General features: G+C 41.6%; 17 protein-coding genes. 5 read left to right on the top strand and 12 right to left on the bottom strand.

Annotated features, from left to right (window positions below; translation table 11 throughout):
- Positions 1–30: 30 nt before the first annotated feature.
- The 5 genes from L0P88_RS10825 to L0P88_RS10805 all read right to left on the bottom strand — a co-directional run bounded on the left by L0P88_RS10825 (position 31) and on the right by L0P88_RS10805 (position 3,327).
- Positions 31–471, bottom strand: coding sequence for an Hsp20/alpha crystallin family protein (locus L0P88_RS10825; protein ID WP_247134586.1), 441 nt, complete (start codon positions 469–471; stop codon positions 31–33).
- A gap of 73 nt (positions 472–544) precedes the next feature.
- The gene (locus L0P88_RS10820; RefSeq protein ID WP_247134585.1) at positions 545–958 is read right to left on the bottom strand and encodes a hypothetical protein; all 414 of its coding nucleotides are present in this window, start codon (positions 956–958) and stop codon (positions 545–547) included.
- Positions 959–1,106: 148 nt separating this feature from the next.
- Positions 1,107–1,517 (bottom strand): hypothetical protein, encoded by a 411-nt coding sequence (locus L0P88_RS10815; protein ID WP_247134584.1) that lies wholly within the window; start codon positions 1,515–1,517, stop codon positions 1,107–1,109.
- A 9-nt stretch (positions 1,518–1,526) separates the two neighbouring features.
- The gene (locus tag L0P88_RS10810) at positions 1,527–2,381 is read right to left on the bottom strand and encodes a universal stress protein (protein WP_247134583.1); all 855 of its coding nucleotides are present in this window, start codon (positions 2,379–2,381) and stop codon (positions 1,527–1,529) included.
- A gap of 94 nt (positions 2,382–2,475) precedes the next feature.
- Positions 2,476–3,327: a universal stress protein gene (locus tag L0P88_RS10805; protein ID WP_247134582.1), complete on the bottom strand. Its 852-nt coding sequence runs from the start codon at positions 3,325–3,327 to the stop codon at positions 2,476–2,478.
- Positions 3,328–3,568: 241 nt separating this feature from the next.
- Between L0P88_RS10805 and L0P88_RS10800 the strand changes: the two genes are divergently transcribed.
- Positions 3,569–3,940, top strand: coding sequence for a hypothetical protein (locus L0P88_RS10800; RefSeq protein WP_247134581.1), 372 nt, complete (start codon positions 3,569–3,571; stop codon positions 3,938–3,940).
- A gap of 53 nt (positions 3,941–3,993) precedes the next feature.
- Here L0P88_RS10800 and L0P88_RS10795 read toward each other — a convergent pair whose 3' ends face one another.
- The 6 genes from L0P88_RS10795 to L0P88_RS10770 all read right to left on the bottom strand — a co-directional run bounded on the left by L0P88_RS10795 (position 3,994) and on the right by L0P88_RS10770 (position 10,084).
- Positions 3,994–4,845 carry a universal stress protein gene (locus tag L0P88_RS10795; protein WP_247134580.1) on the bottom strand — a complete coding sequence of 284 codons (852 nt, stop codon included), beginning with the start codon at positions 4,843–4,845 and terminating at the stop codon, positions 3,994–3,996.
- 12 nt (positions 4,846–4,857) lie between these two features.
- The gene (locus tag L0P88_RS10790; RefSeq protein ID WP_247134579.1) at positions 4,858–5,697 is read right to left on the bottom strand and encodes a universal stress protein; all 840 of its coding nucleotides are present in this window, start codon (positions 5,695–5,697) and stop codon (positions 4,858–4,860) included.
- A gap of 11 nt (positions 5,698–5,708) precedes the next feature.
- Positions 5,709–6,554 carry a universal stress protein gene (locus tag L0P88_RS10785; protein ID WP_247134578.1) on the bottom strand — a complete coding sequence of 282 codons (846 nt, stop codon included), beginning with the start codon at positions 6,552–6,554 and terminating at the stop codon, positions 5,709–5,711.
- 67 nt (positions 6,555–6,621) lie between these two features.
- Positions 6,622–7,464 carry a universal stress protein gene (locus L0P88_RS10780; protein ID WP_247134577.1) on the bottom strand — a complete coding sequence of 281 codons (843 nt, stop codon included), beginning with the start codon at positions 7,462–7,464 and terminating at the stop codon, positions 6,622–6,624.
- A 63-nt stretch (positions 7,465–7,527) separates the two neighbouring features.
- Complete coding sequence (locus L0P88_RS10775; protein WP_247134576.1) at positions 7,528–8,577, bottom strand: response regulator; 1,050 nt, start codon at positions 8,575–8,577, stop codon at positions 7,528–7,530.
- On the bottom strand, positions 8,555–10,084 hold the full coding sequence (locus L0P88_RS10770; protein ID WP_247134575.1) for a PAS domain-containing sensor histidine kinase: 1,530 nt from the start codon (positions 10,082–10,084) through the stop codon (positions 8,555–8,557). Before L0P88_RS10770 ends, L0P88_RS10775 begins: the two co-directional genes overlap by 23 nt.
- Before the next feature lie 87 nt (positions 10,085–10,171).
- Between L0P88_RS10770 and L0P88_RS10765 the strand changes: the two genes are divergently transcribed.
- The gene (locus L0P88_RS10765; RefSeq protein WP_247134574.1) at positions 10,172–10,579 is read left to right on the top strand and encodes a hypothetical protein; all 408 of its coding nucleotides are present in this window, start codon (positions 10,172–10,174) and stop codon (positions 10,577–10,579) included.
- On the opposite strand, the gene L0P88_RS10760 is transcribed toward L0P88_RS10765, so the two are convergent.
- The gene (locus tag L0P88_RS10760; protein WP_247134573.1) at positions 10,562–11,473 is read right to left on the bottom strand and encodes a universal stress protein; all 912 of its coding nucleotides are present in this window, start codon (positions 11,471–11,473) and stop codon (positions 10,562–10,564) included. The genes L0P88_RS10765 and L0P88_RS10760 overlap by 18 nt on opposite strands.
- A gap of 65 nt (positions 11,474–11,538) precedes the next feature.
- Between L0P88_RS10760 and L0P88_RS10755 the strand changes: the two genes are divergently transcribed.
- From L0P88_RS10755 to L0P88_RS10745, 3 genes are all read left to right on the top strand, one after another.
- Positions 11,539–11,991, top strand: a complete 453-nt coding sequence (locus L0P88_RS10755; RefSeq protein ID WP_247134572.1) for a DUF2267 domain-containing protein — start codon at positions 11,539–11,541, stop codon at positions 11,989–11,991.
- Positions 11,992–12,260: 269 nt separating this feature from the next.
- Positions 12,261–12,881: a WG repeat-containing protein gene (locus L0P88_RS10750; protein ID WP_247134571.1), complete on the top strand. Its 621-nt coding sequence runs from the start codon at positions 12,261–12,263 to the stop codon at positions 12,879–12,881.
- Between the two features lie 311 nt (positions 12,882–13,192).
- Positions 13,193–13,414, top strand: coding sequence for a hypothetical protein (locus L0P88_RS10745; RefSeq protein ID WP_247134570.1), 222 nt, complete (start codon positions 13,193–13,195; stop codon positions 13,412–13,414).
- The last annotated feature ends 13 nt before the right edge of the window (positions 13,415–13,427 follow it).

Here is a 13,427-nt window from a genome sequence, read left to right as displayed (position 1 = left end):
GGAAAACCATTTGCCGCATTCATCACCTGTCTAAACCACCTCAATAATTCTTTTGGGTTTCTCTTTGGCTTCTTCCATTTTTAAAAGGTCCAATCTTAAAATACCGTTTTTATAAGTGGCCCTTACTTCTTTGGATTGATCTACCGAGCTGGGCAACTGCATACTTCTTTTGAAGGAATTATAGCTGAATTCCCTTCGGGTGTAATCCTCTTCCTTTTTGGTTTCCGCTACTTTTTTATGGGCGGAAATTTCCAAAACATCATCTTTCATGGTGATTTCAAAATCCTTTTTTTCAAATCCCGGGGCCGCCAGTTCTATCTCAAAATCATTTTCATGTTCTTTTACGTTCATTGAAGGCATGGACTTTTCAAGGTTGAAAAAATCATCATTGATGAACGTATCTTGATTGAAAAAATCAAAAACACTTTCGTTCCATGGAAATCGGCTTCCTTTAAATTTAATAAGTGACATAATACTATTGTTTTGGATTAATGAATATGTAATTTCAATTTATACAGAAACCGTACGAGTGAAATGATCTGTGTCACTTTACGGGTTTTCTCCTTTTCAGTACGGAGCCTGCATAACCGTATATCTCGGATTTGAGCAGCAGGTACTCCTCAAAATACCGATCTATTTTCTGTTTCAGGTTCTTATGTGCCCTGGAATAGGCCAAATCACAGGTTTTAGGGGAACATTCCAGAATTCCGGCAATTTTTCCCTGATGTTCCAGTATTCGTTTTTTTATCTTCTGCTTTTGTTTTTTTGACCGTTCAAAGTTTTGCTTAAAAAGCGCCAACCGTTCAAAAAGATTAGGGGTTGTAGGTTCAAAGACATAGGAATTCAGCAGCCTGTTGATAAAGTGCATCTCGTCCTCTATAAAATGGATATGGGAACTCCATCGCTGTAGTTCCAGATACAGTTCCTGTGTTCCCCTTTCTTGACCTTTTTCCTCCAAAATTTTCCTTTTACGTGGGAAATGAAGGTAGCGAACCGTACAATTTTGCAAAATGATTTAAATCAATAGCATTGGTATTGTGCAGCATACGACCTTTCCGAAGTTTATAGTTTTATCGACCAGAGCCATCCCCTTAAAAGGGAAACCGCTATGTTTTGGTCCTGAAGCAATCCCTGATCAATGCCTTAACCTGGTTTTCGGTCATGCTATCCACCTTTTCCATGGTCTTGACCTTTTTTGCCATGTTAGGATGTTTTTCCGTGAGCATCTTAAAGAACTTTTCGGGAGCTTCTGCAGGTCCAAAAATGGCCAATTCCCCAACCGCCCCCAGGGACTGCACTATATTTTCAAAATACCTGTTCAACTGGTGTTTTTCCCGTTCCAAATACTTGCTGTCCTGAACCACGTCCTGCGGGCCCCATCTTGTTTTGGAGCGCGAGCCACCCTTAGGATTAAAGAATTCCAATTCCGAAGAAACGGTTTCAAAGTGTTCCTCATTTTTTTCCAAGCTTAGGATGAGGGCTTTTTCCTTATCCAGCCAAATTCCTATTTTTCTCATGGGTGTTTCTTATGGGTTATCGTTCAATTCAAGAATCGGTACTTTGGGTTCATATCCTATTTCCTTTACCAAGGGGTTGGAAAGTATGCTTCCAAAGAAGAGGTGTTTTCGGTTTAAAAAGGCCAGCATATCACAATTTCTGCTTTCCATGAATACATTGATCCCCTTTACCAATTTAACGGCAGGCAAAAAATGCATCTCATAATCCGTGCCATCCAAAATATCCTGTAAAAGCAGTCTGTTGGTCTGCTCTTCTTTATTGAGCTTTCCATCTTTATCCTGATCAATATGGAGTACATTGATTCTGGAGTCGTGCAGTTTTGCAATCTCTATGAGGTACTGCATCTCCTTTTTTTTGAAATTGGTCCTATAATCCGTTGGAAACAGGATTTCCCTTGGCGGCTGGAAAACCGGACTTTCCGGAATGGCAATAACGGGGCATGCCTTTATGGACTCCATAACCTTAACCGTATGGGTCCCAAAAATCCTGGCTTTGGACCCCGTTAATCCTTTGGTCCCCATGATAATGGTATCAATATCCTTTTTGGCCACCATATGTCTAACGGCTTCAATAAGGCTATTGAATTCGCACCTGGTTTCAAAATGGTGTTTGGGGTTGTCCAACTCTGGATGGAGCATCCCCAATAAGCGGTCCATTCCCTCTTCGGACTTTCTTTTAAAGGTCTCATAAAGTTGTTCCCCTGGTTCGGGGACCATCATACTGTCCAAGGCATATCCGGATACCTGATAGGTGTTGAGCAAATAAAAATCACAACTAACATCCTTGTAAAGTCTTTGCGCATAGCGAATTGCGTTCAATGCATTCTTGGAATAGTCCGTGGGAAGTAAAATTCTCTTGTTCATATACTATTGCTTTGGCCATAAAACTAGTCCGAGGTCCCGTTGTTTACCATGATCTGAATCAATTCCCCATTTTTAACGGTCATTGTGCAAAATCTTAATCGGGTTTGTCCATATAGGGCAATACCAAAAACGGAACAAGGCTGTGCAGGCCAATATTTTTAATGATGGGCATAATGAACAGACGTTCCAAAAAGGTGTGTTTGTTCTGTACCATGGCGAGGATATCCATTTTATGTTCCTTGTGAAAATGGTCAATGGCGACCAATAGCTCCTGGTCCGGTAAATCGTGATACACAAAACTGGTATATTGGAGAAGCTCCTTCAACTTCTTCCGGTTATGGAATTGCACTTCGTCCAGACCCTCCGGAGCAGTGAGGTGGAGTATGTGGATTTTCGCATTCCACAATTGGGAAAGGCCAAACAAAACATTGAGTTGTGCTTGTTTAAAATCGATTTCCAGATCCGTTGGAAATAAAATCACATTTGGGGGTGTAAATTGAGTGTTGGAGGGAATCACCAAGACGGGCGTTGTTGCCTTTTTTATGATATGAAGGGCATTGGAGCCAAAAAACAGCTCCTTGGCCCCAGTGGCCCCTTGGGTTCCCATAATGATCAAGTCTATGTTTTCATTTTTTACCATACGCACGGTTTCATCTGCCAATGTATTAAAGGCCGAATGCGGTATAAAAGTGTGCTTGGTATTTTTGAATTCCTTCCCCAATCTGTCCACAAATCCCCTCAGGTTCGTTTCGGCAAAATACTGATGGTCGTCCGGTAGACCCAATTGACCTGGACTTCCCATAACATAATCCACTCGATATATGGGCGGGGTATAGGTGTGCATTACATAAAATACACAGGTTTCCCCTTGCAAAAGATGAAGGCCGTAGCAGGCAGCCTCAAAGGCATTTTCAGAAAAATCCGTAGGCAAAAGAATGTTCATCATAACCTAAAAACTTAAAATCATGATTGTAAAATAGTTTTGATCGGAACAATGTGCCATGATTTTGGTCAATTGTCGGAACTGTGCACTTTTACAACTTCAGTACCAAAAAGGGAATACTTGATCAGGAATTATTGGGATGCCTTGCGATCAAAAAGGAGTTCCCCTCTGCACGCTACGGATAATGACCCAGATCATTTCTTAAACATGTTTGCGAACTTACCTTGCAGCCAAAGAATCCATCATGGGAAAAACCAATTCCATTACCTCGGCAACCAATAGCAAAAGCACTGACTCCCCTTTATATGTGCTACTACAAAAGCGGAAAATGATTACTTCGCTAAGGGAAAAGCTAAACGTCATTTTTGCATCCACATCTTCATTGGAACACTTGGATGAAGTAAGGGAAATCTGTTCCTCCTTAATTGATACCGAACATCGCCTTGACCTCATGATCGGGAGGTGTGGTGAGCATATTAAAAAGGAGGACAAACCCCACCTAAAAAAAGATATCGAGTTTTTATCGCTGGAAGTTGAATTGGTCAAGAATGCTTTGGAATTATACACCAGCTATTGTGACAACAACAAAATGAAATCGCAACGGCCCTTTCATTGAACCCATTTTCCCAATGCAACCATTGGTCGCACCCTACATTTCTTTACCTCAAATTACCCTTCAAGGTCGGGCAATACCATAATGGGTTTACTACTTTTGAACATCATTTTCCTTACCACAGGTTCTTGGGTGATTTTTTCCAGAAACGTGTGGGAATAGTTGGTCAGGACGATCAAATCTGCATTTTGCGCTTCGGAAAAATCCCGGATGGCCCTGGCCACAGTGGATTTTATGGTCACCTTATAAAAGGAGTGGGCATACCCTTTCAACCGCTTTTTTAAAATGGCTTTGTTGGCTTCCTGCTGCGCGTTCATCTTAAACTCCTGGGCGACATGAAATATCTTTACTTCGGTATCTTCGATACCGATCAGTTCCAATAAGGGTTTAAATACAGGTTTAGGAAAGAAATGGGTATATTCCGTAGGCAGTACCACAGATTTCAACGCCTTAAAATCAAATTTTTTGGGAACGGCGATCAAGACACAGTTTTTAATTCTTTTTAATGTATTCACCGTATTACTGCCCAAAAAGATGCTTTTGGCCCCTGTTGCCCCTTTAGTACCCATTACTATGGTTTCAATATCATACTTTGATATGCTGTTTTTGATGCCCGAGACCAAATCCCCGGAATAGGATATGGTTTCAAATTGATAATTTGGATCGGTTTGGTTTTCCTTTACATATTGCATGATTTCCGCCAGTCCGGTCTGTGAGGTGGTTTTAAGGGCTTTGTACACCATTCCGGATCGCACCGTGCTCTTAAAGCCCCCTATATTTCGACCTTCCAGGGCATAACAGTTTAAAACATAAAATTTACAGGTAAAGTTGGCATAGAGCTTTATAGCCGTGAAAATGGCATTCCATGCATTTTCTGAGAAGTCCGTTGGCAATAGAATATGTTTCATGTCACTACTTTTTTATGAAGTATCCGGTAAAACCATAAATGGAACAGCGCAATGGTATCCTACTTGATCAATATTCTGCTTAAACAGTAGGCGCCGAAGAAAGCTGTGCCTTTTGTTCATCATAACCACTAAATCAATGTTGTGCTTTTCTACGTAGGAGTGGACAATATTGGGCATATATCCATCGGTTACATCTTCAAAAAGACTGGGCATATGGTTTACCAGTTTTTTAAGTTGTTCCTTATTTTCCATTTGGGCAATGGCCAGTTTCTCCTCCTCTGCATGGACAATATGCAGAAGGGTACTGCCCTTTTCCATGATTTCAAATAAAGGGGCCATGTTTTCTGGATTGTACTGGCTTAAATAATCTGTTGGGAAGAGTACGGCTTCCAAATGCTTGTATGCAAAGCCTTCCGGTATGACCAATATGGGAACCCTGGTCTTCCGTATCACATGTATGGCATTGGAACCCAGGAAAATTTCCTTGGCCCCGGTAGCCCCTTTCGTGCCCATAATTATGAGATCGATACCTTCCTCCCCACAAACCCTAAGTACCTCATCCGTGAGCGTATTGAACTCTGAAATGGTTTTAAACCGATGTTTGGGGTTCGAGTACTCTTTTTTTATCTTCTCCACGGAACGCGCCAATCCCGCCAATGAAACATCAATACCAATATCGGGAACGGCACTTACTGCAGGACCCCCAATCAAATAATCCACCCTATAGATTACTGGCGTATAGGTATTCAATAGATAAAATAGGCACTCTTCGTCCTCTAGAAATTTCATGGCATACCCTATGGCGTTCCATGCATTTTTAGAAAAATCCGTGGGTAAGAGAATCTTTTTCATTGTTTTTGGTATTATCTCGGTAAATTTTGCATTACTAGGAACGGAATCTTGACCTTCATGCCCAATTCATCTACAGATGATCGGTATAGCATATCCTCAAAAAAGGAATGGCGGGAATTGACCATGGTAAGCATGTCCATTTCCTTTTTAGCAATACATTCCAAAATTGCATTTACCTTATGCTGTGTTTTGGAGGTTTCAAAAAAAAGGTAGGCCTTGTCAAGTGTCCCTTTTAAAAACAGTTTATTGTCCACCTGCCGATTGCTCAGCACATCAAAATCGGATAGGTATAAAAAATGGATTTCAGATTTGAACTGTCCGGCCAACTCTCCCAAAAGTTTTAACTCCCTTCTTTTATAGGGGACCATATAATCCGTGGGAAAAAGGATTCTTTTTGGCGGCCTGAATTCTACCTTCCCGGGAATCGCCAAAACGGGGCAAACCACATATTTAAAGACCTGAATCGTATAACTGCCAAAAATGGTCTTATTATCGCTGGTCCCGCCTTTGGTACCCATGACCACAATGTCCACATTGAGGCGGTTTACAGCATCATTGACCGCATCCACCAGACTATCGGATGATGCTATGGTTTCAAAGCTATGTTTTGGGTTTGGTGGTAACCCTTCTGCCCGTTCGACCACTACTTTTAGGCTTTCCACGGTTCTCTTATACAACTCTTGACTTTTTCGTTTTCTATCCTTGGGGGTTGACTTTTCGGAGTCGACATATAGGTTATCATCATAGGCATGCAGTAGGTAGAAAACCGTTCTTGTGCACTTAAAGATTTCCTGGGCATAGGTAAGTGCCTGCAGTGCATTTTCCGAAAAATCCGTTGGTATAAGTACCGTTCGCATATGTTTGACCCTTATTTTCCAAAAGTAACCGGAAGGATTTCCTTGGGAAATGATATGGGTCAATACCTCAATCGTGGATTACATAGAATGGGACCTTGGAGTGGAAACTTATTTTCTCCACAATGGAATCAAAAAGTAGTTGTTGTATGAAATTAAGGTTCTTCGCCACCATGATGATCATTTCCACATCCCGCTTTTCTACGAAACCCTGTATCGCCAATTTTACCTTTTTATTGGTGAAGGTGTGGAAACTGTAGTTGTTTGGATGGGTCTCTTCCATAAAATCCAGCAGGTATGCCTTGTTCCCTTTTTGCTCATGGCTCAACACAGCACCTTTTCTGCCCACGTTCACTATTCTGAGACCTGCCTTGTTCAATTCAAGCATTTCGGTGATTGCGCTCAGGATATCATGGGAATAAAAAATATTGTAATCTGTGGGAAAAGCGATTTCCCTTGGCTTGGAAAGCGCTACATCATTGGGGACTACCAAGGTGTTGTGTTGTACCTTGGTTATGACATCACCCGTGTTACTTCCCACCACCTTTTCTTTTGGGCCGGAAACCCCTTTCGTGCCCATCACAATTAAATCTATTTCACGTTCCTCCAATTGTCTTTTAATGGATTCAATAAAGAACCCGTGCTCGTATATCGCATAAAAACAATGGTCTTTATTGGTATTTCCCCGTTTTGTTTTGGTTAAAAGATCGGACAGAATCTCCTTTGCAGGTTTTGCGGTTTTCGTCCCGTTTCCCTTTTTGATTGGGACAAAAGAGCCGCTTTGAACGTTTAATTGGCCATCTATGTGCGTTAGAAAAAAATTGCATTGAAATGGCCTGTACAGATGCTGCGCATATCTAAAGGCATTTTCAGCATTCTCTGAAAAATCCGTAGGGACTAGAATATTTTTCATCACAAAAAATAACCATGCTAAATTATAGCACCGGCATGCAAATTGTAATGATAAATATCAATTTCAGCCAATATGTTGAAGTGTTTCCGGATCCAAAATAATAATGTTCCTATTTTCAACGGCAATCAGTCCCTCTTGCTTAAAATCCGAAAGTGTCCTTATAAGACTTTCCGTTGCCACGCCCGCAGCCCCTGCCAGGTCGCTTCTTGCAATTTTCAGGGGTTTTCCCATTTTGTTGCCCATGGCACGGGCAAACTGTAAGAGCGTATATGCCGTGCGCTTTCGTACTGAGCTATAGGCCATTTGTAAAAGTTGTTTTTTAATTTCGGCGATACTCTCCACCATCACCTCCAAAACCTCCAGGGAAACATGTTGGTTTTCCTCCAAAATGGTTTTGAGTTGGGGCTTTGAAATCCCCGCGAGTTCAACATCTTCAAGCGCCACGGCAAACTCTTGATAAGGAACATAGTCCATTAATGAGGTGAACCCCAGGAACTCATCGGTGGCATAGACCGATGTTATCAATTCCTTGCCCTGTTCGTCCAGTTTGTAACATTTTACGGAACCTTTAAGTATGAGGTATATTTTATTGGAGTGGTCCCCTTCTTTATAAATGGATTCTTCCTTTTTAAAGGAAAGTAGTTCCCCATGGTCGTCAAAAAAATTTTTCAACTGATGCAAAGTCCTTATTTCATAGTTCTTGACATTAGTTGTGCGCCAATCCGAAAACGCATTGTTAAGTGCTTCTGCCTTGTTTAGTCTACTATGGATGGTGTTCAGTAATTCCTCCTCCTCAAAGGGCTTTGTAAGATAGTCGTCCGCACCCAGGTCCATTCCTTTCCGTACGTCATGCCTTTCGGTTTTGGCCGAGACGAACACAAAAGGTATTTTACAGGTTTTTGGAGAAGCGGAAAGGTGTTCCAAAACGGCATAGCCGTCCATTTCCGGCATCATAATATCACATAATATCAAATCTGGCATTTCCTTTTTGGCCATTGCTATGGCCGCCCGGCCATTGGCCACCGCACAAACCGAAAAACCGGAGAGGTCCAAAAGTTCTTCCATGTTCTCCCTCAGGGAAATATCATCTTCAACCAACAGGATCTTTTTCATCGCTCTTTGATTTAACGGGAATCTTTAAGGTAAATGTAGAGCCATGACCAAGCTCGCTCTTAAATAAAATCTCTCCGCCTAAATTCACAATATGCTGTCTGGCAATGTTTAAACCAATTCCGGTCCCTTGGGTTGTCAAAACATTGCTGGCCCTGTAATATCTATCAAAAATAAAGGGGTGGTCTTCCTTTGGTATCCCTACCCCCTGATCACTGATATGTATGAGAAGGCAATCCTCGGTTTCTTCCACCACCAGTTCCACATTGGTCTCTTCGGAAGAATATTTTATGGCATTAAGCAAGAGATTGGACAGGGCCAGGGACATGATCTTTTCATCAAAAGTGACCATTATGCCATCTATTCCTTTGGGATATAGGATACGTTGGCCTTCCTTAAGCAAGGAATTGGAGGTATAAATGACCTCATTGACGAGTTTGCTCAAAGGGAATGTGGTGGTATTGTACCTTACTTTTCCTGTTTCCAATCGTTCTATGGAAAGAAAATCCGAAAGGATATTGTCCAAATATTTTACCTTGGATTTTATGGTCTTGATGTGTTTATCCCTTTTCTCCTGCTGATTGGAATCCGTATACTTGGACAAGAGCGTTATTGAGGTCAGGATACTGGTCAAGGGAGTTTTGAACTCATGGGACACCAAAGAGAGGAACTTTGTCTTTAGTTCGTTCAACTCCTTTTCTTTTTTGAGTGCTTTCCTGAGTTGAAGGGTGCGTTCCTCAACGGTGTGCTCCAGCTTTTCGGTATAGTTCTTCCTATCCGTGATATCCAGTACTATGGCCACGCACACCTCTTTTTTCTCAATATATGACAATTGTAAATGTACCTCAACAGGGTAGGTAGTACCGTCCTTTCTTCTGTGGATGGTTTCAAAATCGATTTTGTCCTTTTTGTTTTTTGTTAAGGGCCAAATAAGTCTTTTTAGGCTTTCCCTGGTCAATTCCGGTTTAATATCCAAAACGGACATTTGATGAAGTTCTTCTAGGGTATAACCAAGGTTCAGTTGGGCTCCGTGGTTGATATTTACGAATTTCAGGGTTTTGGTGTCAAATACATAGATTTCATTGAGCGACTCATTGAAAATACGGAACCAATGCCCTATGGCCTGTTCCGCCTTTTTCCGTTCGGTGATATCGACCACCAGGGCCATTACATATTTTTTTTGTAATAGCTTAAAAGGGTTGAGTCCTATTTCCAGGGGGAATTCGCTCCCATCTTGCCTTACCCCTTGCAAGTCCAGCCCCAGACCCATATTTCTTCGTTTTCCCTTTTCCAAAAAACCGTCAAAATATTTTCCATGGATGGACTGGGCACTGCTTGGTAACAAAACCTTAAGAAATTGCCCATTCAATTCCTCCCCCGAGTAGCCGAACATTTGATTGGCCACGGAATTACTGGCCACAATCTGTTGTTTGTCATTTACAATGAGAATCCCTTCGGATACCGCTTCCGACAATATTCTAAAAATATCATTTTCCTCAAATAGCTTCATGGGTTGGGAATTGGGTAAACACTGATTTACATCATAGAGGGAAAGTGAATCTTTTGTTATTTTAAACTTAGTTTAAAAGGTAAGAAAATGTTGGATGCCAAGAGTAAAAAAAGCAAGGAATTCTATCAAAACCTGGGAAAGCTATTCTATGCCATAGCCATGGCCGATTATAGCGTACATGCCAAAGAAATGGAATGCTTAACGGAATTGGTAAGGGAACATTGGTTGCCGCTGGACGATAACGTGGATGAGTTTGGAACGGATGCCGCTTTCCAGATAGAAACGGTTTTTGATTGGCTATTGGAATATGAAAAAGACAGCGAAACATGCTACGAGGAATTTGAAGCTTTTTATAGGTCCAATAAAGCCCTTTTCAGCGAAGAGATCAAAAACCTGACCATGTCCACTGCAAGGGCAATAGCCGGCGCTTTTTTCGGGAGCAATAAAGCAGAGTTGGTATTGTTGGGAAGGCTGCAATTACTTTTTAGGGGTTAATTGGGCCCTAATGGTAAGCACGGGGAGTCTTACCGTATTTGCCACGTTTTCCCCTATGCTTCCCAGAAAGAAATGGGCCAAGCCCTTTCTCCCCCTGGTGGATAATGCTACAATATCTGCGTTTATGTTCATGGCATGGTTGAATATTCCATCCTCCACTGTACTGTCATCATGTATTTCAACATCCACGTTTTCCTTCAATAGTGCACGGAAAGAAACGATGTCTTCCCGAATTTTGGAATTACTTCTATAGTTGGCGCCAATGGTATTCACATGAACTATGGGCAACTCCGCATGAAACGTTTTGGCCAAGGCCTTTACTTTTCCATAGGCAAAAGCACTTTCTGGACTTAAATCCGTTGCAAACAAAATCTTTCTGATGTGGAAACTGGAATGTTTTGACTTTATGACCAAAACCGGGATATGGGAAGTACGCACTACCTTCTCCGTATTTGAACCCACAAAAAATGCATGAAATGTACTGGCCCCATGGGAACCCATTACTACCAAATCGGCTTGCTTCTCTTGGGCAACCGTTGATACCTCACTAAAATCCTTAAGGTTTTGGATAATGGTTTCTATCTTAAGATCCCGCAAATACGATTTGTCCAAAAAAGACTTCAATTTCTTTTTGGCCAGTTGCAAGTAATACTTTACTTCCCCTTCTTCCTCCAGTTCCGATTTGGCAAACACGGATTCCGATATTCCGATCATATGGAAGAGGATAATTTTTGCATGGTGTTGTTTTGCCAAAAACGAAGCTACCTGCAAAGCATTTTGGGAATGTTCCGAAAAGTCGATGGGTACAAGTATTGTTTTCATGGTGCTGACCCAAAAAAGCGTTGTCCTCTTTTTGGAATCACTAAAATAGATTGCCCATACATACTGCCCCATGATACAGGTCATTTTGTAAGCGGCCCTTGATGGCAATATTTGTACGATCTGAAATTTGGAAGTCAATGGCACTAAACTTTAATCAATATGCATCTGAAGGAAATAGGTTCTTAAAAGGATATGCCAAAGCAATGAACCTTGGTGATAATACCGAGAAAGCAGGACGGATACTCATTGCCGTACTCCACGCCCTACGGGATATTATCCCAATTCAAGAATCATTACAGCTTATCGCCCAGCTACCTATGTTTATAAAGGGTGCATACGTTCATGGCTGGAGCAGTAAAAAGAAAAAGCTGCGGATAAAACGTATGCCGGATTTCATCGATTTAGTGAGAAAGCACGATGGTCCCGCTGCCGTGAACGACTTTGAATATAGCGAAGAAGTGGCCGAACAGTACATAAGGACCACCTTTATTTATTTGCGACAATACGTTTCCCTGGGAGAGCTCCAGGACATACGGGATGCGTTACCAAAAGAATTAAAGAACATGGTGTATTCAAATCTCATGTTTTAAGAGCCTGTTTGGGAATTTGTGATAGGAATTGTTATAGGCCATTTTTAGTGCGGAACGAGGCACGACATAGCGAAAGCTATGGGCGAGCCGGTGCGATGGAAAAGCATAGCCATAGTTATGGACTAAAATTTTAACAGGACCGAAAGAAAAGGCCAACGGTTTGGCCTTTGAAAGAGGGACCAGATGGTGCGCTAGCCGCAAAAAGGGACATAAGAAAACAATTGACAAATTCCCAAACAGGCTCTAACTAACCCTTAAAATTTAAGGTCATGAAAAGAATGTTTGTAGTAATGGCAGTAGTACTATGTGCCAGTGTAAGCGCACAACTCCCCGAAAGCTTGGATGAAGTGACCCCCTTTCACGAAGGATTGGCCGCTATACGACAAGGGGATGCATGGGCATTTATTGATGATTTAGGGAACATTATCATCGATTTTAGAAACGATCTGCATTGGACCGGAAAAGAAGTGGATTCGGACAATGGCATCTTGGCGATAACGTACCCACACTTTTCCAATGGTCGTTGCATGGTGAAAAAAGAAGTGGACGATATCCCTGTGTTTGGCTTTATCAATACCAAAGGGGAACTGGTGATACGACATGAATTCTTAAATGTACGGCCATTTAAGAATGGGTATACTACGGGCGTCATTTTTGAAAAAATCCCAAGAGGGCAAAACGAATTTAAGCTCAACATCTATGAGTACAGATTCCATGAAGTTGTTATGGATACCGATGGGAACATCGTTACGTTTTTGAAAAGGAGGTACAATATCCAAATGAAAAAAAGTCGATATGACCTTCCCAAAATACATTCAAAACTAATGGGCCCAAAGCTCATTGCCATCAAGAAGGAAGGGAACTGGGAATTGCAACGATTACAACTTTAGAACGCACTCCACCATTTAAAAAATAGAACCTTGCTTTTGGGGCGGGAACCCACTTCCCTTTTTCCAAAATGCGGTGGGGCAAACCTTTATTCGTTTTTGGTATCATGAACCAACGTCTGCCACAAAAAACAGGAACAGGAGGCTGGAGCCTCCTGTTCCCATCATGAAAAAGATAGCATCTTTCAAACCAATCGTACGCTATCATGTTCTGTAGTCCAATACCATTCAAGCCTAGTTTCGGCCTACTGGTACCATCTTCATCACGAGCCTTGACCTAACAATTTTGCCCAAGGTTTTTTGGATTCTTGACAATGCCAACAATACAACCGTACTTCATTGCCAACAATTCCGGTTTTCATTTTACCCTTGGGGTGGGTAAAATTGTTCGGGCCAATGTAAACATTGAATACCACAAAGAAAATGATCTGGGTCAGTTTCCATTAAAGAACCCTATCGGTACCATACCATTATACCTAATGGTTTGGGCTGACATTAATCAGCAAATTTCCAATTTAATTATTGGAGGTTTGTAACCAATGTAACAGT

Origin of the sequence: Muricauda sp. SCSIO 64092 (assembly GCF_023016285.1) — a bacterium.
Classification (GTDB): Bacteria; Bacteroidota; Bacteroidia; order Flavobacteriales; family Flavobacteriaceae; genus Croceivirga.
The sequence above is the reverse complement of the archived record's forward strand: the minus strand, read 5'-3'. Positions and strand labels throughout refer to the sequence as shown.

Excerpts from the sequence above, each read along its gene's own strand:
- L0P88_RS10795 (WP_247134580.1), bottom strand. The coding sequence starts at position 4,845 with ATGAAACATATTCTATTGCCAACGGACTTCTCAGAAAATGCATGGAAT.
- L0P88_RS10760 (WP_247134573.1), bottom strand. The coding sequence starts at position 11,473 with ATGGGGCAGTATGTATGGGCAATCTATTTTAGTGATTCCAAAAAGAGG.
- L0P88_RS10775 (WP_247134576.1), bottom strand. The coding sequence starts at position 8,577 with ATGAAAAAGATCCTGTTGGTTGAAGATGATATTTCCCTGAGGGAGAAC.
- L0P88_RS10800 (WP_247134581.1), top strand. The coding sequence starts at position 3,569 with ATGGGAAAAACCAATTCCATTACCTCGGCAACCAATAGCAAAAGCACT.
- L0P88_RS10755 (WP_247134572.1), top strand. The coding sequence starts at position 11,539 with ATGGCACTAAACTTTAATCAATATGCATCTGAAGGAAATAGGTTCTTA.
- L0P88_RS10745 (WP_247134570.1), top strand. The coding sequence starts at position 13,193 with ATGCCAACAATACAACCGTACTTCATTGCCAACAATTCCGGTTTTCAT.
- L0P88_RS10815 (WP_247134584.1), bottom strand. The coding sequence starts at position 1,517 with ATGAGAAAAATAGGAATTTGGCTGGATAAGGAAAAAGCCCTCATCCTA.
- L0P88_RS10750 (WP_247134571.1), top strand. The coding sequence starts at position 12,261 with ATGAAAAGAATGTTTGTAGTAATGGCAGTAGTACTATGTGCCAGTGTA.
- L0P88_RS10770 (WP_247134575.1), bottom strand. The coding sequence starts at position 10,084 with ATGAAGCTATTTGAGGAAAATGATATTTTTAGAATATTGTCGGAAGCG.
- L0P88_RS10825 (WP_247134586.1), bottom strand. The coding sequence starts at position 471 with ATGTCACTTATTAAATTTAAAGGAAGCCGATTTCCATGGAACGAAAGT.
- L0P88_RS10810 (WP_247134583.1), bottom strand. The coding sequence starts at position 2,381 with ATGAACAAGAGAATTTTACTTCCCACGGACTATTCCAAGAATGCATTG.
- L0P88_RS10780 (WP_247134577.1), bottom strand. The coding sequence starts at position 7,464 with ATGAAAAATATTCTAGTCCCTACGGATTTTTCAGAGAATGCTGAAAAT.
- L0P88_RS10805 (WP_247134582.1), bottom strand. The coding sequence starts at position 3,327 with ATGATGAACATTCTTTTGCCTACGGATTTTTCTGAAAATGCCTTTGAG.
- L0P88_RS10790 (WP_247134579.1), bottom strand. The coding sequence starts at position 5,697 with ATGAAAAAGATTCTCTTACCCACGGATTTTTCTAAAAATGCATGGAAC.
- L0P88_RS10765 (WP_247134574.1), top strand. The coding sequence starts at position 10,172 with ATGTTGGATGCCAAGAGTAAAAAAAGCAAGGAATTCTATCAAAACCTG.
- L0P88_RS10785 (WP_247134578.1), bottom strand. The coding sequence starts at position 6,554 with ATGCGAACGGTACTTATACCAACGGATTTTTCGGAAAATGCACTGCAG.